This is a genomic window from Oceaniglobus trochenteri (assembly GCF_020529025.1).
In the GTDB taxonomy this organism is placed as follows: domain Bacteria; phylum Pseudomonadota; class Alphaproteobacteria; order Rhodobacterales; family Rhodobacteraceae; genus Oceaniglobus; species Oceaniglobus trochenteri.
In genome coordinates, this window is record NZ_JACNMM010000009.1 from 1 (window position 1) to 16657 (window position 16657).

Consider the following 16657-nt stretch of genomic DNA (forward strand, 5'->3'; position numbering starts at 1 on the left):
CGATCGTCATCCCGTCGGGATCAGGATCGCGCGACTTCTGCGTACAGTTCGACATCCGGTCAGGCAGCGCAGACGCGGCCGCCGGCAGCTTCTCGGCGCTGGCCTTCGGCGATGGCAGCGTGGTGGCAAGCAACGCCGGCCTGACCGAGACATTGGCCTCGGCATCGGCGCGCGGTGCGTCGATGGATCTGATCGACTGGAAGGTGCAGGCAACCCAATCGGCAGCCGCCGGCACCCTGCAGGTGCGCGCCTTCGACTGCGACGTGAAGTTCTGATGGACTGGTCGGCCATCATTTCGGAAATCGGCGGCGGCCTGCCCGCCGTCGTGATCGTCGCCTTAGCCTGGATGAACTGGCAGGAGCGCAAGCGCAACGATGAGCTGACCCGCGCGCGGTTCGACGATTTCCGCACCCACAACGATCAAATGCACGCGAACACCCAGACTTTGGGGCGGGCACTGGATGCGCTGGAGGGTCGCGTTCGTGGATAGTCTCTGGGCCCTGTTCCGGCGCCATCCCCGGCGCCCGTCGCATGAAGAGGTGCAGGCCGTGCTGGCGCGCGAAGTGGCCGAAGCCAAGCGCCAGGAGGTCGAACGCGCCATCGAGCGCCACCGCCATGAAATCGAAAGCCTCGTCGATGGGGTGCTGCCAAACAGGAACCACCCGCGATGAGCTACCTACTTTACCTGAACGACATCACGGCCCTGATCGCCTTCCTGCTTATGTGCCTGGTCACCCGCGGATACGCGCCCTACCTGCGCCCCTTTGGCCGTGACGCCAGTTCGATGATCCACCTGTTTGTCATCCTGACCAGCAGCCTGGTCTGGTGCCGCTTGCTCTGGTGGGATCTGACGCGCCCCTTTCTGGGCCTGATCGGTGTGATGGACCCGGCCCGATCGACCGTGTTGGGAAGCCTGATCAACGGCGGCTTCAACATCTGGGCCATCCTTGCTGGCTGGGCTGCGCTGACCGCCCTGCATCGCAGCCTGCCGACCGATGAGCGGCGCGACTATTCCTTCCTGACCGTGGCCTTCTATCCACGGCGGATCGTGCTGCGGTGGAACAAGTGACCGACCTTTTCATCATCGCCGGCCTGGTCGCGCTGACCCTGCTGGCATTCGCTTTCTTCGGAGGACTGACATGACCTATAGCATTCGCGACACGCAGGCTCGCTGTGCGGCGCTGGGGCATAGCCCGGGCGCCATCGACGGGATGATGGGGCCGAAGACCCGAGCGGCGATCAGCGCCGCGTTGCAGGCGCGGGGCGGGCACGGCATTGCCGACCTGTTCCACCCTTCTGGGCTGCATCGTATCCACTGGCACTGGACAGCAGGGGCCTACGGAGTGATCGACATGGAGCGCCGGGCCTACAACGAACTGATCGACCAGGACGGCAACGTCTGGGATGGCCTGTTCCGCCCCGAGGCGCAGGCGAACTATCGCGTCGGCCGTGCGGCAAGCCACACCCTCGACGCCAATACCGGCGCCATCGGGCTGTCGGTCGATGCGATGGCCGGCGCGCAGGAGCGCCCCTTCTTCGCCGGTCGCGCGCCGGTCACCTGGCCGCAGGTCCACGCCCTGTGCGAACGGACGGCCCAGCACTGCGCGATGTATGACATCCCGGTCAGCCGCTGGTCGGTTCTTTCGCACGCCGAGATCCAGCCCACTCTCGGTATCCGCCAGCGCAACAAGTGGGACATCACCTGGTTGCCCGACATGAGCGCCCCCGGCGATCCGGTGCAGATTGGCGACCGACTGCGCGATATGGTGATCGAGCGGATGCAGGACGCGAGGGTGGCGGCGTGATTGTTCTGGTTGCAACGGCGTATCTCATCACAGCGCTGGCGGTAGGACTGGCCATCTCTGGCGTGATCTGGGTCATCTTCGGTGCGTGGTTTTGGCTTCCTGTCGTGGTTTCGGCGACCGTAGCTGTAACGATCTCTGTTCTGATTGCTGGTTTCCAGCGGTGATCGGCACCATCAAAGACACCCTGCTGGCCGCGGCCGTCGCTGCCGCTGTGGCTGCCGCAGGCTGGGGCTGGTGGCAATCGATCCGGGCGGATCGAGCCGAAGCCCGCGCCGCCAGCCTGTCGCTTCAGCTGGGCGCGGCACATGCGCGCCTGGCCAACATCGAAGAGGATCGGAAGAGCGATGCTGAAATCGACAAGCTATCTGACGATGATCTGCGGGTTGTTCCTGACGGCTGGTTGCTCCCCGGACCCGGATCTGGTGGTCTCTACTGAGCCCCTGTTCTGCGATGTTGAAGAGCCTCGGCGATTTACCCAAGCGGAGATCGACTGGCGCGCGGCCAATGCGCCTTGGAACCTGCGCCGCGATTTCAAGACGAACACCGCCTGGGATCGCGAATGCGCGGATCGCAACCCTTTGTAATCGTTGGTGCGGGAAAGTGGCCCGGAATAACCTAAGTGATTGTTTTACTTGGTGCCGTGTGCGTCTTTTAATCAGTAGGTCTCGGGTTCGAACCCCGACGGGCTCACCACTTTCACGATATGTGGTTTTTGCGACGTGCGCCGGCGCAGGGCGATTTGCGAGCGCGTTATGCGACATTCGAGCGTCTTGCGCGGATTGATGGGATCAAATAACTGACTCCATATTGGGCATCCTGCTGTGCAGGCGCCCATATTTTACGCAAGACTCCCAAGATATTTCCGGACCTGAGAACAGCCATGACAAACATCGATGAAAAACTGCAGCCGATTCTTGCCGAAGTGATACGGCGCAATGCCGGTGAGCCCGAGTTTCACCAGGCGGTTCTCGAAGTCATGGAAAGCCTTGGGCATGTTGTCGCCAAGCATCCCGATTTCCTTGAGCTGGCGCTGATCGAGCGGATCTGCGAACCCGAACGCCAGATCATCTTCCGCATTCCCTGGGTGGATGACAGCGGTCAGGTTCAGATCAACCGGGGGTTCCGCGTTCAGTTCAATTCGGCCCTCGGCCCCTACAAGGGCGGGCTGCGCTTCCACCCCTCGGTCAACCTTGGGATCGTCAAGTTCCTGGGCTTTGAACAGGTGTTCAAGAACGCCCTGACCGGCCTGCCCATCGGTGGCGGCAAGGGTGGTTCGGATTTCGACCCCAAGGGCAAATCCGATGGCGAGATCATGCGCTTCTGCCAATCCATGATGACCGAACTGCACCGCCATCTGGGCGAACAGACCGATGTGCCGGCCGGTGACATCGGCGTTGGCGGGCGCGAGATCGGCTATATGTTCGGGCAATACAAGCGCCTGAACAACCGTTACGAGGCTGGTGTTCTGACCGGCAAGGCCATCGCCTATGGTGGGTCGCGCGCCCGGACCGAGGCGACGGGCTTTGGCAACACCTATTTCACCAAGGCCATGCTGGAGACTCGCGACACCGATTTCGACGGCAAGCGTGTGGTCGTGTCGGGGTCGGGAAACGTCGCGATCCACACCATCGAGAAGGTCCAGTCCTTCGGTGGCAAGGTCATCGCCTGTTCCGATTCCAGCGGCTATGTCGTGGACGAGGCCGGGATCGACCTTGAGCTTCTGCAAGAGATCAAGACCCGCCGCCGCGAACGTATCTCGGAATACGCGCGCCGCCGGGGCAGCGACGTGGATTTCGTCAAGGCAGATTCGGGGTCGGTCTGGGATGTGCCCTGCGATGTGGCGATGCCCTCGGCCACCCAGAACGAACTGTCGGGAAAGAACGCCCGCACCCTGGTGAAGAACGGTGTCATCGCCGTGGGCGAGGGGGCGAACATGCCCTGCACCCCCGAAGCGATCCGGGTTCTGCGCGAGGCAGGCGTGCTGTTCGGCCCGGGCAAGGCGGCCAATGCCGGCGGCGTGGCGACATCGGCGCTGGAAATGCAGCAGAACGCCAGCCGGGACCGCTGGACGTTCGAGCAGACGGAAACCCGCCTGGCCCAGATCATGAAAAGCATCCATGACCGCTGCGCCGAAACCGCCGATGAATACGGCGCACCGGGCGACTATGTGCTGGGCGCCAATATCGCTGGCTTTGTGCGCGTGGCCGAATCGATGCGGATGCTGGGCGTCATCTGAACCCCATGCCTCAGGCCGTTCCGCGCAGGGTCAGCGTCGCTGCGCGGGGCGGCATCGGCCTTGCGGGTTCGCCCGCAAGGATGCTGTCGGCCAGCGCGACGGCATCCGCCGTCAGGTCGGCGACGGGCAGGGCGATGGTTGTCACGCCGCCGCTGATATATCGATAGAATGACGGATCGCCGTAGCCGACAAAGGCGAGTTCGGTCGGCATGGCGATGCCGCGGGTCAGCACCACGTCAAGCGCGCCATCGGAAATCTCGAAACCGCCGCAGACCAGGGCGTCGGGCCCCGCGTCCTCCAGCAAGGAGGCCACCGAAGCGGCACCCATCCTGAACGAGGGCCGCGCCGTGCGGATTAAGGCGTCCGAGGGCGCAAGCCCGGCCTGCTGCATCCCCGCGACATAGGCGCCAAGACGCGATCTGCCCGAGGAAAACCCGTGTGGCGCCCCGATATAGGCGATTCGCCGGCAGCCGCGCCGCGCCAGATGCGCCACCGCCTGACGGATCGCGGCTGCATCGTCCAGATCAAGGCTTGCGGTCTCGACCGGTTCGTCCCGGTGCCGGATCATCTGGATCACCTGCATGCCGTCCAGCGGCACGCGGTCGTTCAGGGTGTCGTCGCGCGGGCTGGGCACCGTTACCACCGCCCTGACCTGAAGCGCGCGCAGCCGTCGCAGGGCGGCCTGTTCCTTGACCTCGGAATCGTCGGTCAGGTGGATGACCGGGTCGATCCCCCTTTCGCTGCACAGGGCGGCAAAATCATTGGCAAATCGGGCATAGAAGGCGTTCGAGAGGTTCGGGAGCAGCAGCCCGATGATCCGCGAACCTTCGCCCCGCATGGCCGTGGCGGCGGCGCTTTTGACATAGCCCAGGGCGCGGGCGTGGTCGCTGACAAGGCGGCGGGTTTCGGCGCTGACGTTGGGGTGCCCCGACAGCGCCCGCGACACCGTCATATGCGAGATGCCAAGATCCCCGGCAATGGTCTTGATCGTCACCTTCGCCGCCAAATGCGTTTTCCTTTCCCAGGCCAAAAACACTGCGCTGTTGACAGGCTTTGCTGTTCAACCCTATTTGTTCACGTGAACATAGGCAACATGGAACCGAATTCGTGGCGAAGGAACTGGAAGAACGCTGTCGCCGGCTGGTGGGCGAACTTGGCCTTGGCGCGCCCGAAGCCGTGTCGGCGGTGGTGCCGCTGACGGGCGGGGTGGCTTCGGATATTGCGCGGGTCGATCTGGATGGGCGGCGCTATTGCGTCAAGTTCGCGTTGGCCAAGCTGAAGGTGGCCGAAGACTGGCGCGCGCCGGTGCATCGCAACAAGGCCGAATATGACTGGCTTTGTGTTGCGGACAAGGTTGCGCCCGGATCGGTGCCCGCTCTGCACGGCCGTTCCGAAAGCGAGAACGGCTTCGCCATGGAGTTTCTGGACGGGGCGGGGGTTCGGCTGTGGAAGGCCGACCTTCTGACCGAAACGCCGCGCCCCGAGGATGCCATGGCGGTCGGTGACGTGCTGGGACGTATCCACGCGGCCAGCACCACGAAGGGTTTTGATCGCACCCCCTTCCACAACCGCGACGATTTCAGGGCGCTGCGCATCGACCCCTACCTGGGGTTCACCGCCACGCGCCACCCCGAACTGGCCGCCCGGCTGGGGACGCTGTCGGACATGCTCTATGCTGCCGATCAGGTTCTTATTCATGGCGACATCAGCCCCAAGAACATCCTTTTCCGCGTCTCCGTGCCGATCCTGCTGGATGCCGAATGTGCGACCATGGGCGATCCCTGTTTCGACGTGGCCTTTTGCCTCAATCACCTGGTGCTGAAATCGCTCCATCGCCCCGAATGGCGCGACCGGCTGATCGACATGGCGCGCCGGTTCTGGGCCGCCTATGCCGCCCATGTCACATGGGAAACCCGGGGCGATCTGGACCAACGGGTCGCGGCCCTGCTGCCGGCGCTGATGCTGGCGCGGGTCGATGGCAAGTCGCCGGTCGAATACCTTGATGCGGGCGCTCAGGACAGGGTGCGCGCCCTGGCCATCCCCGCGATCCGCACGCCGCCGGAAACCCTTTCGGCCCTTTTGGATACCTTGCAGAAAACAGAGGCGACATGAGCACAGCCACGATCACCGACATCACCGCCCGGCGCGTCTGGGATTCCCGCGGCCATCCCACGGTCGAGGCCGAGGTTCACCTCTCCGATGGCGCCGTGGGCCGCGCGCTGGCCCCGGCCGGTGCCTCGCGGGGCACGCGCGAAGCGGTCGATCTGCGCGATCCGGACAACGGTATCCGTGGTGGCGATGTGGCGGGGGCCGTGGCCAATGTGACCGGCCCGATTGCCGAGGCGCTGAAAGGCCATGACGTGACGGCGCAGGAAGAGATCGACGACAGGCTGATCGCCCTTGACGGCACGCCGTTGAAATCCTCGCTTGGGGGCAACGCCATGGTGGCGACCTCGCTGGCGGTGCTGCATGCGGCGGCGGCTTCGGCGGGTGTGCCGCTGTGGCGCCATGTCGCTGACCACTATGGCACGACGCCCACCATGCCCCTGCCCGAGATCCAGATCTTCGGGGGCGGCGCCCATGCCGGGCGTCGGGTGGATATCCAGGACTTCATGGTCATGGTCCCCGGCGCCGAAAGCTTCGACGAGGCGCTTGAGATCACCTCGCGCGTCTATTTCGCTGCGGGCGACATCATGGCCAAGCGGGGCCACCTGGCCGGCGTGGCCGACGAAGGCGGCTGGTGGCCGGTCTTCGACAGCAACGAACAGGCGCTGGAAACGCTGGTCCGCGCCATCGAGGCGGCGGGCGAGGTGCCGGGCGAACGTGTGGTCATCTCACTCGACATCGCGGCGTCCGAGTTCGGCAGCAAGGGGCGCTATCGCCTGGCGCTGGAAGATCGCGACATGGACACCGACGCCATGATCGCCATGCTGGACAGCTGGATCGCGCGCTTCCCCATCGCCTCGATCGAAGACCCCCTGGCCGAGGATGACCCCGCAGGCATGGCCGCCTTTACCCGCGCCTATGGTGAAAAGGTGCAGATCATCGGCGACGATTACCTTGTCACCAACGCCGGGCTGGTCAGGGCGGCGGCGGGCGGTAATGCCTGCAACGCTGTGCTGCTCAAAGCGAACCAGGCGGGCACGGTGACCGAAACGATCCGCACCCAGCAGGCGGCGCGCCAGCACGGGTTCGGGACGGTGGTTTCCGCCCGCTCGGGCGAAACCGAGGATGTGTCGATCAGCCATCTGGCTGCGGGCCTCGGGGCCGGGCAGCTGAAGGTCGGATCGTTCAGCCGGTCCGAGAGGATGGCAAAGTGGAACGAGTGCCTGCGCATGGAAGGTCAGCCCGGCATGGGCGATTTCGTGGGCGGCGCGCCCCTTGCGAACACATGGTGGAGCGGCAAATGAGCATGAGCGGAGAGTTCGAGGGGCGGGTGGCCATCGTCACCGGTGCCGCCCGTGGCATGGGGCTGGCGGTGGCGCGTCACCTTCTGGACCAGGGCGCGCGGCTGTGCCTCTGGGATCTTGAGGAAGAGGCGCTGAACCGCGCGGCCGCCACCCTTGGCGTGCCGTCGGACCGCCTGCGCGTCAGCGCGGTGGACGTGTCGCAGTCCGGGGCGGTGGAACAGGCCGCCGCCGACGATGCAAAGGCCATGGGGCGGATCGACATCCTGATCAACTGTGCCGGGATCGCCGGGCCCAATGCCCTGGTCGAAGCCTTCCCGCCCGATGCATGGGACAGGGTGATGCGGGTCAACCTGGGCGGCGTGTTTCACTGCTGCCGCGCGGTGGTGCCCTTCATGCGCGAGAATGACTATGGCCGGATCGTCAACGTCGCCTCGGTGGCGGGCAAGGAGGGCAACCCCAACGCCAGCGCCTATTCGGCATCAAAGGCGGGCGTCATCAGCCTGACCAAAAGCCTGGGCAAGGAGCTGGCGACGACGGGCATCCGCGTGAACGCGATCACCCCTGCCGTCATCAAGACCGAGATGCTGGACGATGTGACCGACGAACAGGTGGCCTACATGCTGGCGAAAATTCCCATGGGGCGCATGGGCACGGTGGACGAGGTGGCCGAAATGGCGATGTTCCTTGCGTCCGAGCGGTGTTCCTATTCAACCGCTGCCGTCTTCGACATGACGGGCGGGCGCGCCACCTACTAGGCGGCGCACCTGGGGGCGGTCAGGCGGGCTGGATGAACATCCGCTCGCTCTTGCCGTTTTTCGGGCCATCGCCCCGGATGGCGCGATAGGCGTGCCAGGTGGCATGGCCCAGCACCGGAAAGGCCAGGATCAGCCCAAGGCCCAGCGTCACCACCGATGCCAGGAACAGCGCCAGGACAATGGCCCCCCAGGCCAGCATCACCGGCAGGTTGTTCCACACCATGGCCATGCTGATGCCCAGGGCCGACAGCGCGTCGGTGCGTTCGGTCAGCAGCATCGGCACCGCAAAGACGCTGATGGCAAAGGCGAAGGCGGCAAAAAGCGCGCCGACGATCCCGCCCGCCAGAAGAAGCGCCCAGCCGGTGGGCGTGAAGAACAGCATCGGCACGATTTCCGATGTGCCGGGAAAGGCGACCATGCCGAAGAACAGCGCATAGATCAGGACAGCCGCCCGCATCCACAGCAGGAACAGCCCCAGCAGAAGCACCCCCATGAACAGCCCGGCCCGCCCCGAGCGGGGCCGCACGAAGACCATCTGCAGGTATCGCGTGCTTTCACCTTTTTCCAGGCGGCGGCTTTTCTCATAAAGGCCATTGGCGATCAGCGGCCCCAGCACCATGAAGCCGGCCAGCGCCGGAAACAGCGCATAGTCGAATTCAAGCCGGAACAGGAACCAGACCACGAAGGCCGAAACGATGAAGACCCCGATCCCGTAAAGCAGGCTGGGCAGCGGATTTGTCCAGGTGTCCGACCATCCGGCGCGCAGCCAGTCAAAGGCGGTGCGCCAGGGCAGGTTGCGGGCGTGGCTTTTTTCGCGCGGCAGCGGCGGCACCACCTTGGGGATCACGCCATCGGCATGGGGGTTGTCGGGGGGCGGGGGGGCGGAATGATCACTCAGCATGAGGGCTTCGCCGGGCGGTGAAACACGGCGCCTTCTTTTGAGGGCTGCACAAGCGCGCAGCCCGGTTGCGAGGACAGGGAAACGGTGACCAGATGCGCATTCGCGGCCACGAAGACCGCGACGATCAGCAGGCCGATTCCGTAGGCAATCAGGCGCGGGCGCTCAATCTGCATCTTTCGCCTCGTGCGCCATGTCCTGGATGTAGAGCGTCAGCATCATCCGGTCGGCCACGGTCAGCCGGTCTTCCCAGGCGGGCATCCAGCCCTGGCGCCCGGCATTGATCGTGGTGAACATCGTCTGGTCGTCGCTGCCGTAGATCCAGCTTGCATCGGTCAGGTTGGGGGCGCCCAGATCCTGCAGGCCCTTCGCATCCTCGCCGTGACAGCTGGCGCAGTTCTCCTCGAAGATCACCGCGCCCTCGTCCAGCCGCTCTTGGCTGGCCTCGGTCTCCAGCCCCGACAGGGACTGGACGTAATCCACGACCACGCGAATCTGATCGCGGCTCAGGATGCCGCTTTCGCCGAAGGCCAGCATCTGGGCAAAGCGCGAATCGGGGTGGGGCGAATTGATGCCGACGCGCAGGGTCTCCATGATGGTGTCGGCGTCGCCGCCCCACAGCCAGGCTTCGTCGACCAGGCTGGGAAAGCCCGGCCCCCCATCGGCCTTCTGGCCATGACACCCGGCGCAGTTGTCGCCGAACAGCGTGGGCGCGGTGCGCGTGACATGGGCCATCAGTGCCGGATCGGCGCGGATCTCCTCGGCCGGTAGGGTCGCGATCTGGTCGGTCCAGACGGCGCGCGCGGCATTGGCCGCCATGACCCGCTGTTCCACCTTGTCCTGCTGGTCATAGCCCAGCAGGCCCTTGGTATAGGTCGTCACCACGGGCCAGGCGGGCATCAGCACCCAATAGACCACGGCCCAGATATGGGTGACGATGATGAAGAACCAGACGGCCCGCGGCACGCGTGTGTTCAGCTCGGTGATGCCGTTCCATTCATGGCCGGTCGTCAGGTGACCGGTGAGGGGATCGCGTTCTTTTACCGACATGGTCCGTCCTCATCATCCAGGATGCTCTTGGCGGCCGTGTCGAACCGGTTTCCCAGCGATGGCCAGAAGGCATAGGCGGTGATCCCGATGGACAGGGCGATCAGGTAGAACAGGCCGAACGACTTGGCGAGGACCAGCGTGAATTCGTGACTCATCTCCATCGGTTCATTCTCCTCTTGCCGGTTGGGTTTCGGCGGCAACATCGGTGAGACCGCCGAGAATCTGGAGATAGGCGACAAGGGCGTCCATCTCGGTCAGCAGGTCGGTCCGCCCGTCGAAGGTGCGGATGTTGGTGGCGTCGCCATAGCGTTCGGCGACGCCATCGGCGCGGTCGGTTTCCGGGCGCGACTGACCCAGGGCATCGCTGGCGGCGTTCTCGATCTGCTCGTCGGTGTAGGGCACGCCCACCGTGCGCAGGGCGGCAAGCCGGTCGGGCAGGCTGGCGGTTTCCAGCTGTGTCTCAAGCAGGAAGGCATATTGCGGCATCACCGATTCCGGCACCAGGTCGCGCGGATCGACAAGGTGGCGCACCTGCCAGTCGTCCGAGTATTTCTCGCCCACGCGGGCCAGATCGGGGCCCGTCCGCTTCGACCCCCAGAGCATGGGGTGATCGTACTGCGATTCGACGGCCAGCGAATAGGGGCCGTAACGATCGACCTCGTCCTGAAGGCTGCGGATCATCTGGCTATGGCAGGCATAGCAACCTTCGCGGATGTAGATGTCGCGCCCGGCCTGTTCCAGCGGGGTATAGACCCGCATGTCGGGCGCTGCCTCGACCGTGTCGTCGATGGTGAACAGCGGTGCGATCTCGACGATGCCACCGACACTGGCGGCGGCGATGATGCCGATGGTCAGGGCCATGGAATGCCGCTCGGCGCGGTAATGGGTCTTGGCCTGGAATTCGAACAGGCGGGCGAAGGGAGACAAGAGTTTGCGCCACATGATCCTATTCTCCTGCGGGTACGGCGGGCTCGGCCGCTTCGGAGTTGGTGGGATAGTCGAGATGGGGCGCATGGTCGGGCACCCTGCGGATGGTCATCACGACGTTGTAAAGCGCCAGGACGGCCCCCGCGAGGAACAGCGCCCCGCCGGCCGCACGCGCGATGTAATAGGGGTGCATGGCCACCAGCGTGTCGGTGAAGGAATAGGCCAGGGTGCCGCTTTCGGTATAGGTACGCCACATCAACCCCTGGGTGATGCCACTGTTCCACATGGCGAAAACGTAGATCACCGTCCCCGACAGGGCGAGCCAGAAGTGCCATTCGACCAGCTTCCAGGAATACATCGTCTTCTTGCGCCACAGCACCGGCGTCAGCGCATAGATCGACCCGAAAGTGATCAGCGCGACCCAGCCCATGGCCCCGGCGTGAACATGGCCCACGGTCCAGTCGGTGTAATGCGACAGCGAGTTCACGGCGCGCACGGCCATGAACGACCCCTCGAAGGTGGACAGGCCATAGAAGACCGCCGCCACCATCATGAAGCGCAGCGTGGCATCGTCACGCACCTTTCCCCAGGCGCCGTTCAGCGTCATCAGGGCGTTGCCCGCACTGGCCCAGCTGGGAATCAGCAGCATCACCGAAAAGGTCATGCCAAGGGTCTGCACCCACTGGGGCAGGGCGGTGTAGTGCAGGTGGTGCGACCCCACCCAGATGTAGAAGAACACGATGCCCCAGAACGACAGGATCGACAGCCGGTAGGAATAGATCGGCCGCTCGGCCCGCTTGGGCAGGAAGTAATACAGCATCCCCAGAAAGCCGGTGGTCAGGAAGAAGGCCACGGCGTTGTGCCCGTACCACCACTGCGTCATGGCGTCCTGCACCCCCGAGAATAGGGAATAGCTTTTCGCGCCCCCCCACGACGCCGGCACCGCCAGGTTGTTGACGATATGCAGGATGGCAACCACCAGGATGAACGACATGTAGTACCAATTGGCCACATAGATGTGGGGTTCGTTCCGGCGGGCCAGGGTGCGCATGTAAAGGATGAAATAGACGACCCAGACAATCACCAGCCAGATGTCGGCATACCATTCCGGTTCGGCGTATTCCTTGGACTGGGTGACCCCCATGATATAGCCGCTGGCGGCCACGATGCAGAACAGGTTGAAGCCCAGCAGGACGAACCAGGGTGAAACCTGACCGGCCAGACGTGCGCGGCTGGTGCGCTGCATGACATGGAAAGACGTGGCAATCAGGGCATTGCCCCCGAAGCCGAAGATCACCCCCGAGGTATGCACCGGGCGGATGCGCCCAAAGCTGGACCAGGCGGCATCGAACCGCAGGTCGGGCCAGGCCAGCTGTGCCGCCACCCAGACGCCCATGCCCATGCCGACCACCGCCCAGAGAAGCGCGATGACGATGCCCACTTTCGTGGGGTCGTCATAATAGCTCATGGTGCGGTCTTCGGTCGGTTCCGGGTCGTCAAGCGCCCGCATGGCGACCACCAGGATCACCGCGGCAAAAAGCACGACGATCCAGCCGTGAACGCCCATCGGGTCGCCGTGCCCCGCTGCGGCCAGAAGGAAGCCGGCCAGCAGGACAAGACCGGAGAGGATCATGGCAAGCTGCCGCTCGCCGCTTTTCAGTTGCGTCATCAACGGTCGGTTTCCTTGTGTTTGCGGTTCGTCGCCCGCCCCTTGGGGGCAAGTGGCCGGTCGTCGGCATAAAGGATGCGTTCGGCATCGCCGGACATGTCATCGTATTGGTCGGCGCGCAGGCTCCACAGAAAGGCGGCGACGCCGACGGCGCCCATGGCCAGCGAAACGGGGATCAGGACGATCAGGATGCTCATGCCGGCGCCTCCTTCACGGACTTGGACGGTGCCTCGGGCGTGCCGGTTCCGGCAGCCCGGTTCAGCCGCAGTGAATTGGCGACAACCAGGATCGAACTCGACGACATGGCGATCGCGGCAATCAGTGGGGTCACATAGCCTGCTACGGCCAGCGGAATGGCGATGCAGTTGTAGACCACGGCAAGGCCGAAGTTCTGGCGCACGATCCGCGCCGTTTGCCGGGCCACCTCCAGCGCGGTGGGCACCGCCGCCAGGCCCGGGCGCAGGAACACGAAGTCGGCGGCGGCGCGCCCGGCATCGGTGGCGCTGGCCGGGGACATGGACACATGGGCGGCGGCAAGGGCCGGGGTGTCGTTCAACCCGTCCCCCACCATCAGAACCCGGTGCCCGGCGTCGTCCAGCGCCTGGAGATGTGCGACCTTTCCGGCAGGCGTCAGCCCGTGATGGCAGGCCAGATCGCCCAGTTGCCGGGCCATGGCCGCGACGGGGCGCTCTCCGTCGCCCGAGATGATCTCGCAGATCAGGCCCTTGTCGCGCAGGCTGTCCATGGCCTGCTCGGCACCCTGGCGCAGTGTCTCGCTCAGCGGAATGCGCAGCATGTCGCCACCCTCGAACGCGAAGGCCGGCCCGTCGCCATCGCGCGGGGCCAGGGCGATCTCGGCCACCCAGGCGGCGCGCCCCAGGCGAACCAGGCGACCGTCCTCCAGCCGTCCTTCGACGCCAAAGCCCGGCCTTTCGGCGGTGTCCGTCACCAGGGTGCCGGACCAGGGCAGGCCCGCCGCGATGGCACGGGCGGCGGGGTGGGTCGATCCGGCGGCAAGGGCCGCAAGGGCGCCGGGCAGGTTCGCGCCGCCACCTGCCATCTCGGTCCCTTCGCTGAGCGTGCCGGTCTTGTCGAAGGCGATGTGATCGACCTGGGCCAGCCGCTCCAGCGCCGAACCGTCCTTCATCAGGATGCCGTCGCGCATCAGCCGCCCTGCGGCCACCACATGGGCCACGGGAACGGCAAGGGCCAGGGCGCAGGGGCAGGTGACGATCAGCACGCTGATGGCCACGAAGGCCGACGTCTGCCAATCGCCGCTTGCAAAGACCCAGCCAAGGAACGTGGCCGCGGCCAGGATGTGGATGACCGGCGCATAGAACCGCGCGACGCGGTCGGCAATGCGCACATAGCGCCCGCGCCCCTCTTCGGCGGTGGCCAGCATCCTTGTCATGTCGGCCACGAAGGATTCGCTGACCGGGCGCAGCGCCAGCACGTCGACCGGGCCGGTGATGTTCAGCGCGCCTGCCTCGATCTCGTCATCCGGCCCGGCGCTGACGGGCAGCGATTCGCCCGTGACAAGGGCGCGGTCCAGGTCGGTGCTGCCGCGCAGGATGCGCGCGTCGACAGGCATCCGTTCGCCCGGCGGAATGCGCAGAACCATGTCGGGCCGGATATCGGCCGAGGCCACCTTGTGCGTCGTTCCGTCGGGGCGCAGTTCAAGGGCGTCCTTCACCGTCAGCTTGGCAAGGCCCGCCATGGCATTGCGCGCCTTGCAGCGCATCCGGTGATCCAGATAGCGGCCGATCAGAAGGAAGAAGGTCAGGGTGAGGGCGGCGTCGAAGAACACCTCGGCCCCGCCACGCAGGGTTTCAAAGACGCTCAGCACCAGCGCCAGCAGAAGCGCCAGCGCGATGGGAACATCCATGTTCATCCGCCCTTGGCGCAGCGCACCCCAGGCCGAGACAAAGAAGAAGCGCCCGGAATAAAGGATGATCGGCACCGCGATCATGCCCGAAAGCACATGCAGGATGTCGCGCATCGCGCCATCCGCCCCGGCCCAGACCGACACCGACATCAGCATGACGTTCATCGCGCCGAATCCGGCAATCGCCACCCCCCGCAAAAGCGCCTGGCCGACAAGATCCTTGCCCGCGTCCTGCATGTCGGTCGCGTCGATGACGGTGGCCGGATGGCCGATCTTCGCCAGCAGCGCCAGCAGGCTGTCGAGATCGAAGCTGGAATCCGCCGGTTGCACCTCGATCCGGCGCAACGTCAGGTTGACCCGGCTGCTGGCGACCTGGGGCACCTTGTCCAGCGCACCCTCGATCGTGGCCATGCAGCCGCCGCATCGGATGGAGGGCGCGGAAAGCGCGATCGGTCTCGCTGGGGCCTGTTCGAAAATGGACACGGCACGATACCTTTCAGCACGTCTTCACAAGGGATTGTGATTATTCCTTTTACCGCGATCCTGTCACAGTTTCAAATGATGTGCCTTGAAGATCGCCGGCCTGCGTCGTTATGCGCTGACGCTGGCGCGCAGGTGGGGGGCGCAAGCAGGGGTTGAAAGCGCCACGATTCCTGCCCGGACTGGGCCGGCTCCACCCGAGGGTCTGATGACCGGCACGGCCGCATAACCCGCCCCTTGCGAAAGGCGGGCGCCGGGCGTCGGCGTAAAACTGCCGGTGATATTTCTGGAAATTGGTCGGGCTGAGAGGATTCGAACCTCCGACCCCCTGCTCCCGAAGCAGGTGCGCTACCAGGCTGCGCTACAGCCCGACCTTGGGGTGGGGGTTACTTCGTTGTGCGCCGTTTGGCAAGGGCCTCATACCCCGGAGGGATGCGATTTGCGCGCTCTCGCAACATCGCGCTGATCCGCGCGGGCGAACCGGTTTCGCGGGGCGATTTGTTCTCAAGCACGGGGGTGTTGCGCGACACGCCGCCGATGGTTTCGCGCAGCACGATGTAAAGCCCGCTGCCAATGATGATGGCCGCCCCCACGAAGGTAAGAAGATCGGGCGTCTCGTCGAAGAACAGAAGTCCGTAACCGGCGGCCCAGAGGATCTGGGAATACTGCATCGGGGCCACCACGGCGGCATCTCCCGCCCGGTAGGCGGCAATCATGATCAGGCCGGCAACGAAACCGAAGGCCGACAGCAGGCCCACAAGCCCGATATCCTCGATCGGCATGGGGCGATAGATAAAGGGCAGGATGCAGGCCATGACGACGAAGTTGCTGACCATCGGATACAGCATCAGGACCGCGCTGCGTTCGTCTCGCCCGATCTTGCGCATGATGACCGAAGCGGTGGCGCTGCCGATGGCGGCGGAAAGGGCCGCCAGGTGGCCCAGCGAAAGCGCCGCCGCACCGGGGCGCAGCACCACCATCACGCCGATCAGGCCCACGACGATGGCCGCCCAGCGATGCGCGCCCACCTTTTCGTGCAGGATCGGGATTGCCAGGATCGTGATCAGCATGGGCGAGGCGAAAAGGATGGCATAGGTCTGGGCCAGGGGCAGGATCGAAAAGGCATAGAACCCGCAGAACCCGGTCAGAACCGACGCAAGGGTGCGCGCCGCCGTCCACCAGGGATGCACCGGGCGTAGGTTGCCGCTGGTCGAATCGCGCATCAGCATGATCGTGGCCAGCGGGAAGCTGAACAGCACCGAAAAGAAGATAATCTGGAAAGGGGCATAGTTGCCGCCCAGCACCTTAACGATCACATCGTGGGTCGCAAAGATGCCGAAGGCCGCCAGGGCAAGAAGCGCACCGCTGATGTTGGATTTCGACGAGTCTGCCATGTTGCCGCCTCCGGGTTTCCACCCTGTTCGGACAGATGGGCGGGGGGGTCAAGCCCGTGTTCGGCCGTGACGCGATATTGCGCCGGTGGGCATCGGGGGGCGGGGCTGTCGCGCCGCGGTGCCGGGTGCCGGTCGCATCCCCGGGGGG

Annotated in this window: 21 protein-coding genes and 1 tRNA gene; 11 read left to right on the forward strand and 11 right to left on the reverse strand. The window is 65.1% G+C overall.

Annotated features, from left to right (window positions below; all coding sequences use genetic code 11):
* The 8 genes from H7828_RS15520 to gdhA all read left to right on the forward strand — a co-directional run.
* Positions 1–275: hypothetical protein (locus H7828_RS15520; protein WP_226781973.1), on the forward strand; the 275-nt coding region annotated here is incomplete at its 5' end.
* On the forward strand, positions 275–490 hold the full coding sequence (locus H7828_RS15525; protein ID WP_226781974.1) for a hypothetical protein: 216 nt from the start codon (positions 275–277) through the stop codon (positions 488–490). The genes H7828_RS15520 and H7828_RS15525, both read left to right, overlap by 1 nt.
* Positions 483–671, forward strand: a complete 189-nt coding sequence (locus H7828_RS15530; RefSeq protein ID WP_226781975.1) for a hypothetical protein — start codon at positions 483–485, stop codon at positions 669–671. The genes H7828_RS15525 and H7828_RS15530 overlap by 8 nt, the downstream gene beginning before the upstream one ends.
* Positions 668–1069 carry a hypothetical protein gene (locus H7828_RS15535; protein WP_226781976.1) on the forward strand — a complete coding sequence of 134 codons (402 nt, stop codon included), beginning with the start codon at positions 668–670 and terminating at the stop codon, positions 1067–1069. The genes H7828_RS15530 and H7828_RS15535 overlap by 4 nt, the downstream gene beginning before the upstream one ends.
* 70 nt (positions 1070–1139) lie before the next feature.
* Entirely contained in the window at positions 1140–1805 is a 666-nt protein-coding gene (locus H7828_RS15540) for a peptidoglycan-binding domain-containing protein (protein WP_226781977.1), read from the forward strand.
* Entirely contained in the window at positions 1802–1969 is a 168-nt protein-coding gene (locus H7828_RS15545; protein WP_226781978.1) for a hypothetical protein, read from the forward strand. Before H7828_RS15540 ends, H7828_RS15545 begins: the two co-directional genes overlap by 4 nt.
* Positions 1966–2241 (forward strand): hypothetical protein, encoded by a 276-nt coding sequence (locus H7828_RS15550; protein WP_226781979.1) that lies wholly within the window; start codon positions 1966–1968, stop codon positions 2239–2241. The genes H7828_RS15545 and H7828_RS15550 overlap by 4 nt, the downstream gene beginning before the upstream one ends.
* Positions 2242–2685: 444 nt before the next feature.
* Positions 2686–4041, forward strand: a complete 1356-nt coding sequence (gene gdhA, locus H7828_RS15555) for an NADP-specific glutamate dehydrogenase (protein WP_226781980.1) — start codon at positions 2686–2688, stop codon at positions 4039–4041.
* A gap of 10 nt (positions 4042–4051) precedes the next feature.
* Here the strand turns inward: gdhA and H7828_RS15560 are convergent, their stop codons facing one another.
* On the reverse strand, positions 4052–5047 hold the full coding sequence (locus H7828_RS15560; protein WP_226781981.1) for a LacI family DNA-binding transcriptional regulator: 996 nt from the start codon (positions 5045–5047) through the stop codon (positions 4052–4054).
* A 101-nt stretch (positions 5048–5148) separates the two neighbouring features.
* Between H7828_RS15560 and H7828_RS15565 the strand changes: the two genes are divergently transcribed.
* Genes H7828_RS15565 through H7828_RS15575 form a run of 3 tightly spaced genes read left to right on the forward strand, consistent with a single transcriptional unit; the run spans position 5149 to position 8206 of the window.
* Positions 5149–6153: a phosphotransferase family protein gene (locus tag H7828_RS15565; protein ID WP_226781982.1), complete on the forward strand. Its 1005-nt coding sequence runs from the start codon at positions 5149–5151 to the stop codon at positions 6151–6153.
* Positions 6150–7451, forward strand: a complete 1302-nt coding sequence (eno, locus tag H7828_RS15570) for a phosphopyruvate hydratase (RefSeq protein ID WP_226781983.1) — start codon at positions 6150–6152, stop codon at positions 7449–7451. Before H7828_RS15565 ends, eno begins: the two co-directional genes overlap by 4 nt.
* Positions 7448–8206 (forward strand): SDR family NAD(P)-dependent oxidoreductase, encoded by a 759-nt coding sequence (locus H7828_RS15575; protein ID WP_226781984.1) that lies wholly within the window; start codon positions 7448–7450, stop codon positions 8204–8206. Before eno ends, H7828_RS15575 begins: the two co-directional genes overlap by 4 nt.
* Positions 8207–8225: 19 nt before the next feature.
* Here H7828_RS15575 and H7828_RS15580 read toward each other — a convergent pair whose 3' ends face one another.
* The 10 genes from H7828_RS15580 to H7828_RS15625 all read right to left on the reverse strand — a co-directional run bounded on the left by H7828_RS15580 (position 8226) and on the right by H7828_RS15625 (position 16509).
* Positions 8226–9107 carry a DUF2189 domain-containing protein gene (locus H7828_RS15580; protein ID WP_226781985.1) on the reverse strand — a complete coding sequence of 294 codons (882 nt, stop codon included), beginning with the start codon at positions 9105–9107 and terminating at the stop codon, positions 8226–8228.
* Entirely contained in the window at positions 9101–9280 is a 180-nt protein-coding gene (locus H7828_RS15585; RefSeq protein WP_226781986.1) for a hypothetical protein, read from the reverse strand. Before H7828_RS15585 ends, H7828_RS15580 begins: the two co-directional genes overlap by 7 nt.
* Positions 9270–10154 (reverse strand): cytochrome-c oxidase, cbb3-type subunit III, encoded by an 885-nt coding sequence (gene ccoP, locus H7828_RS15590; RefSeq protein WP_226781987.1) that lies wholly within the window; start codon positions 10152–10154, stop codon positions 9270–9272. The genes H7828_RS15585 and ccoP overlap by 11 nt, the downstream gene beginning before the upstream one ends.
* Positions 10145–10315: a cbb3-type cytochrome oxidase subunit 3 gene (locus H7828_RS15595; protein WP_226781988.1), complete on the reverse strand. Its 171-nt coding sequence runs from the start codon at positions 10313–10315 to the stop codon at positions 10145–10147. Before H7828_RS15595 ends, ccoP begins: the two co-directional genes overlap by 10 nt.
* 4 nt (positions 10316–10319) lie before the next feature.
* A complete protein-coding gene (gene ccoO, locus H7828_RS15600; RefSeq protein WP_226781989.1) occupies positions 10320–11096 on the reverse strand; it encodes a cytochrome-c oxidase, cbb3-type subunit II in 777 nt (258 codons plus the stop codon).
* 4 nt (positions 11097–11100) lie between these two features.
* Complete coding sequence (gene ccoN / locus H7828_RS15605; protein WP_226781990.1) at positions 11101–12750, reverse strand: cytochrome-c oxidase, cbb3-type subunit I; 1650 nt, start codon at positions 12748–12750, stop codon at positions 11101–11103.
* Positions 12750–12947: a cbb3-type cytochrome oxidase assembly protein CcoS gene (gene ccoS, locus H7828_RS15610; protein WP_226781991.1), complete on the reverse strand. Its 198-nt coding sequence runs from the start codon at positions 12945–12947 to the stop codon at positions 12750–12752. Before ccoS ends, ccoN begins: the two co-directional genes overlap by 1 nt.
* Positions 12944–15046, reverse strand: a complete 2103-nt coding sequence (locus H7828_RS15615; RefSeq protein ID WP_226781992.1) for a heavy metal translocating P-type ATPase — start codon at positions 15044–15046, stop codon at positions 12944–12946. The genes ccoS and H7828_RS15615 overlap by 4 nt, the downstream gene beginning before the upstream one ends.
* 363 nt (positions 15047–15409) lie before the next feature.
* Positions 15410–15486: transfer RNA gene (locus H7828_RS15620), tRNA-Pro, on the reverse strand.
* 15 nt (positions 15487–15501) lie between these two features.
* On the reverse strand, positions 15502–16509 hold the full coding sequence (locus H7828_RS15625; protein WP_226781993.1) for a DMT family transporter: 1008 nt from the start codon (positions 16507–16509) through the stop codon (positions 15502–15504).
* Positions 16510–16657 lie beyond the last annotated feature (148 nt).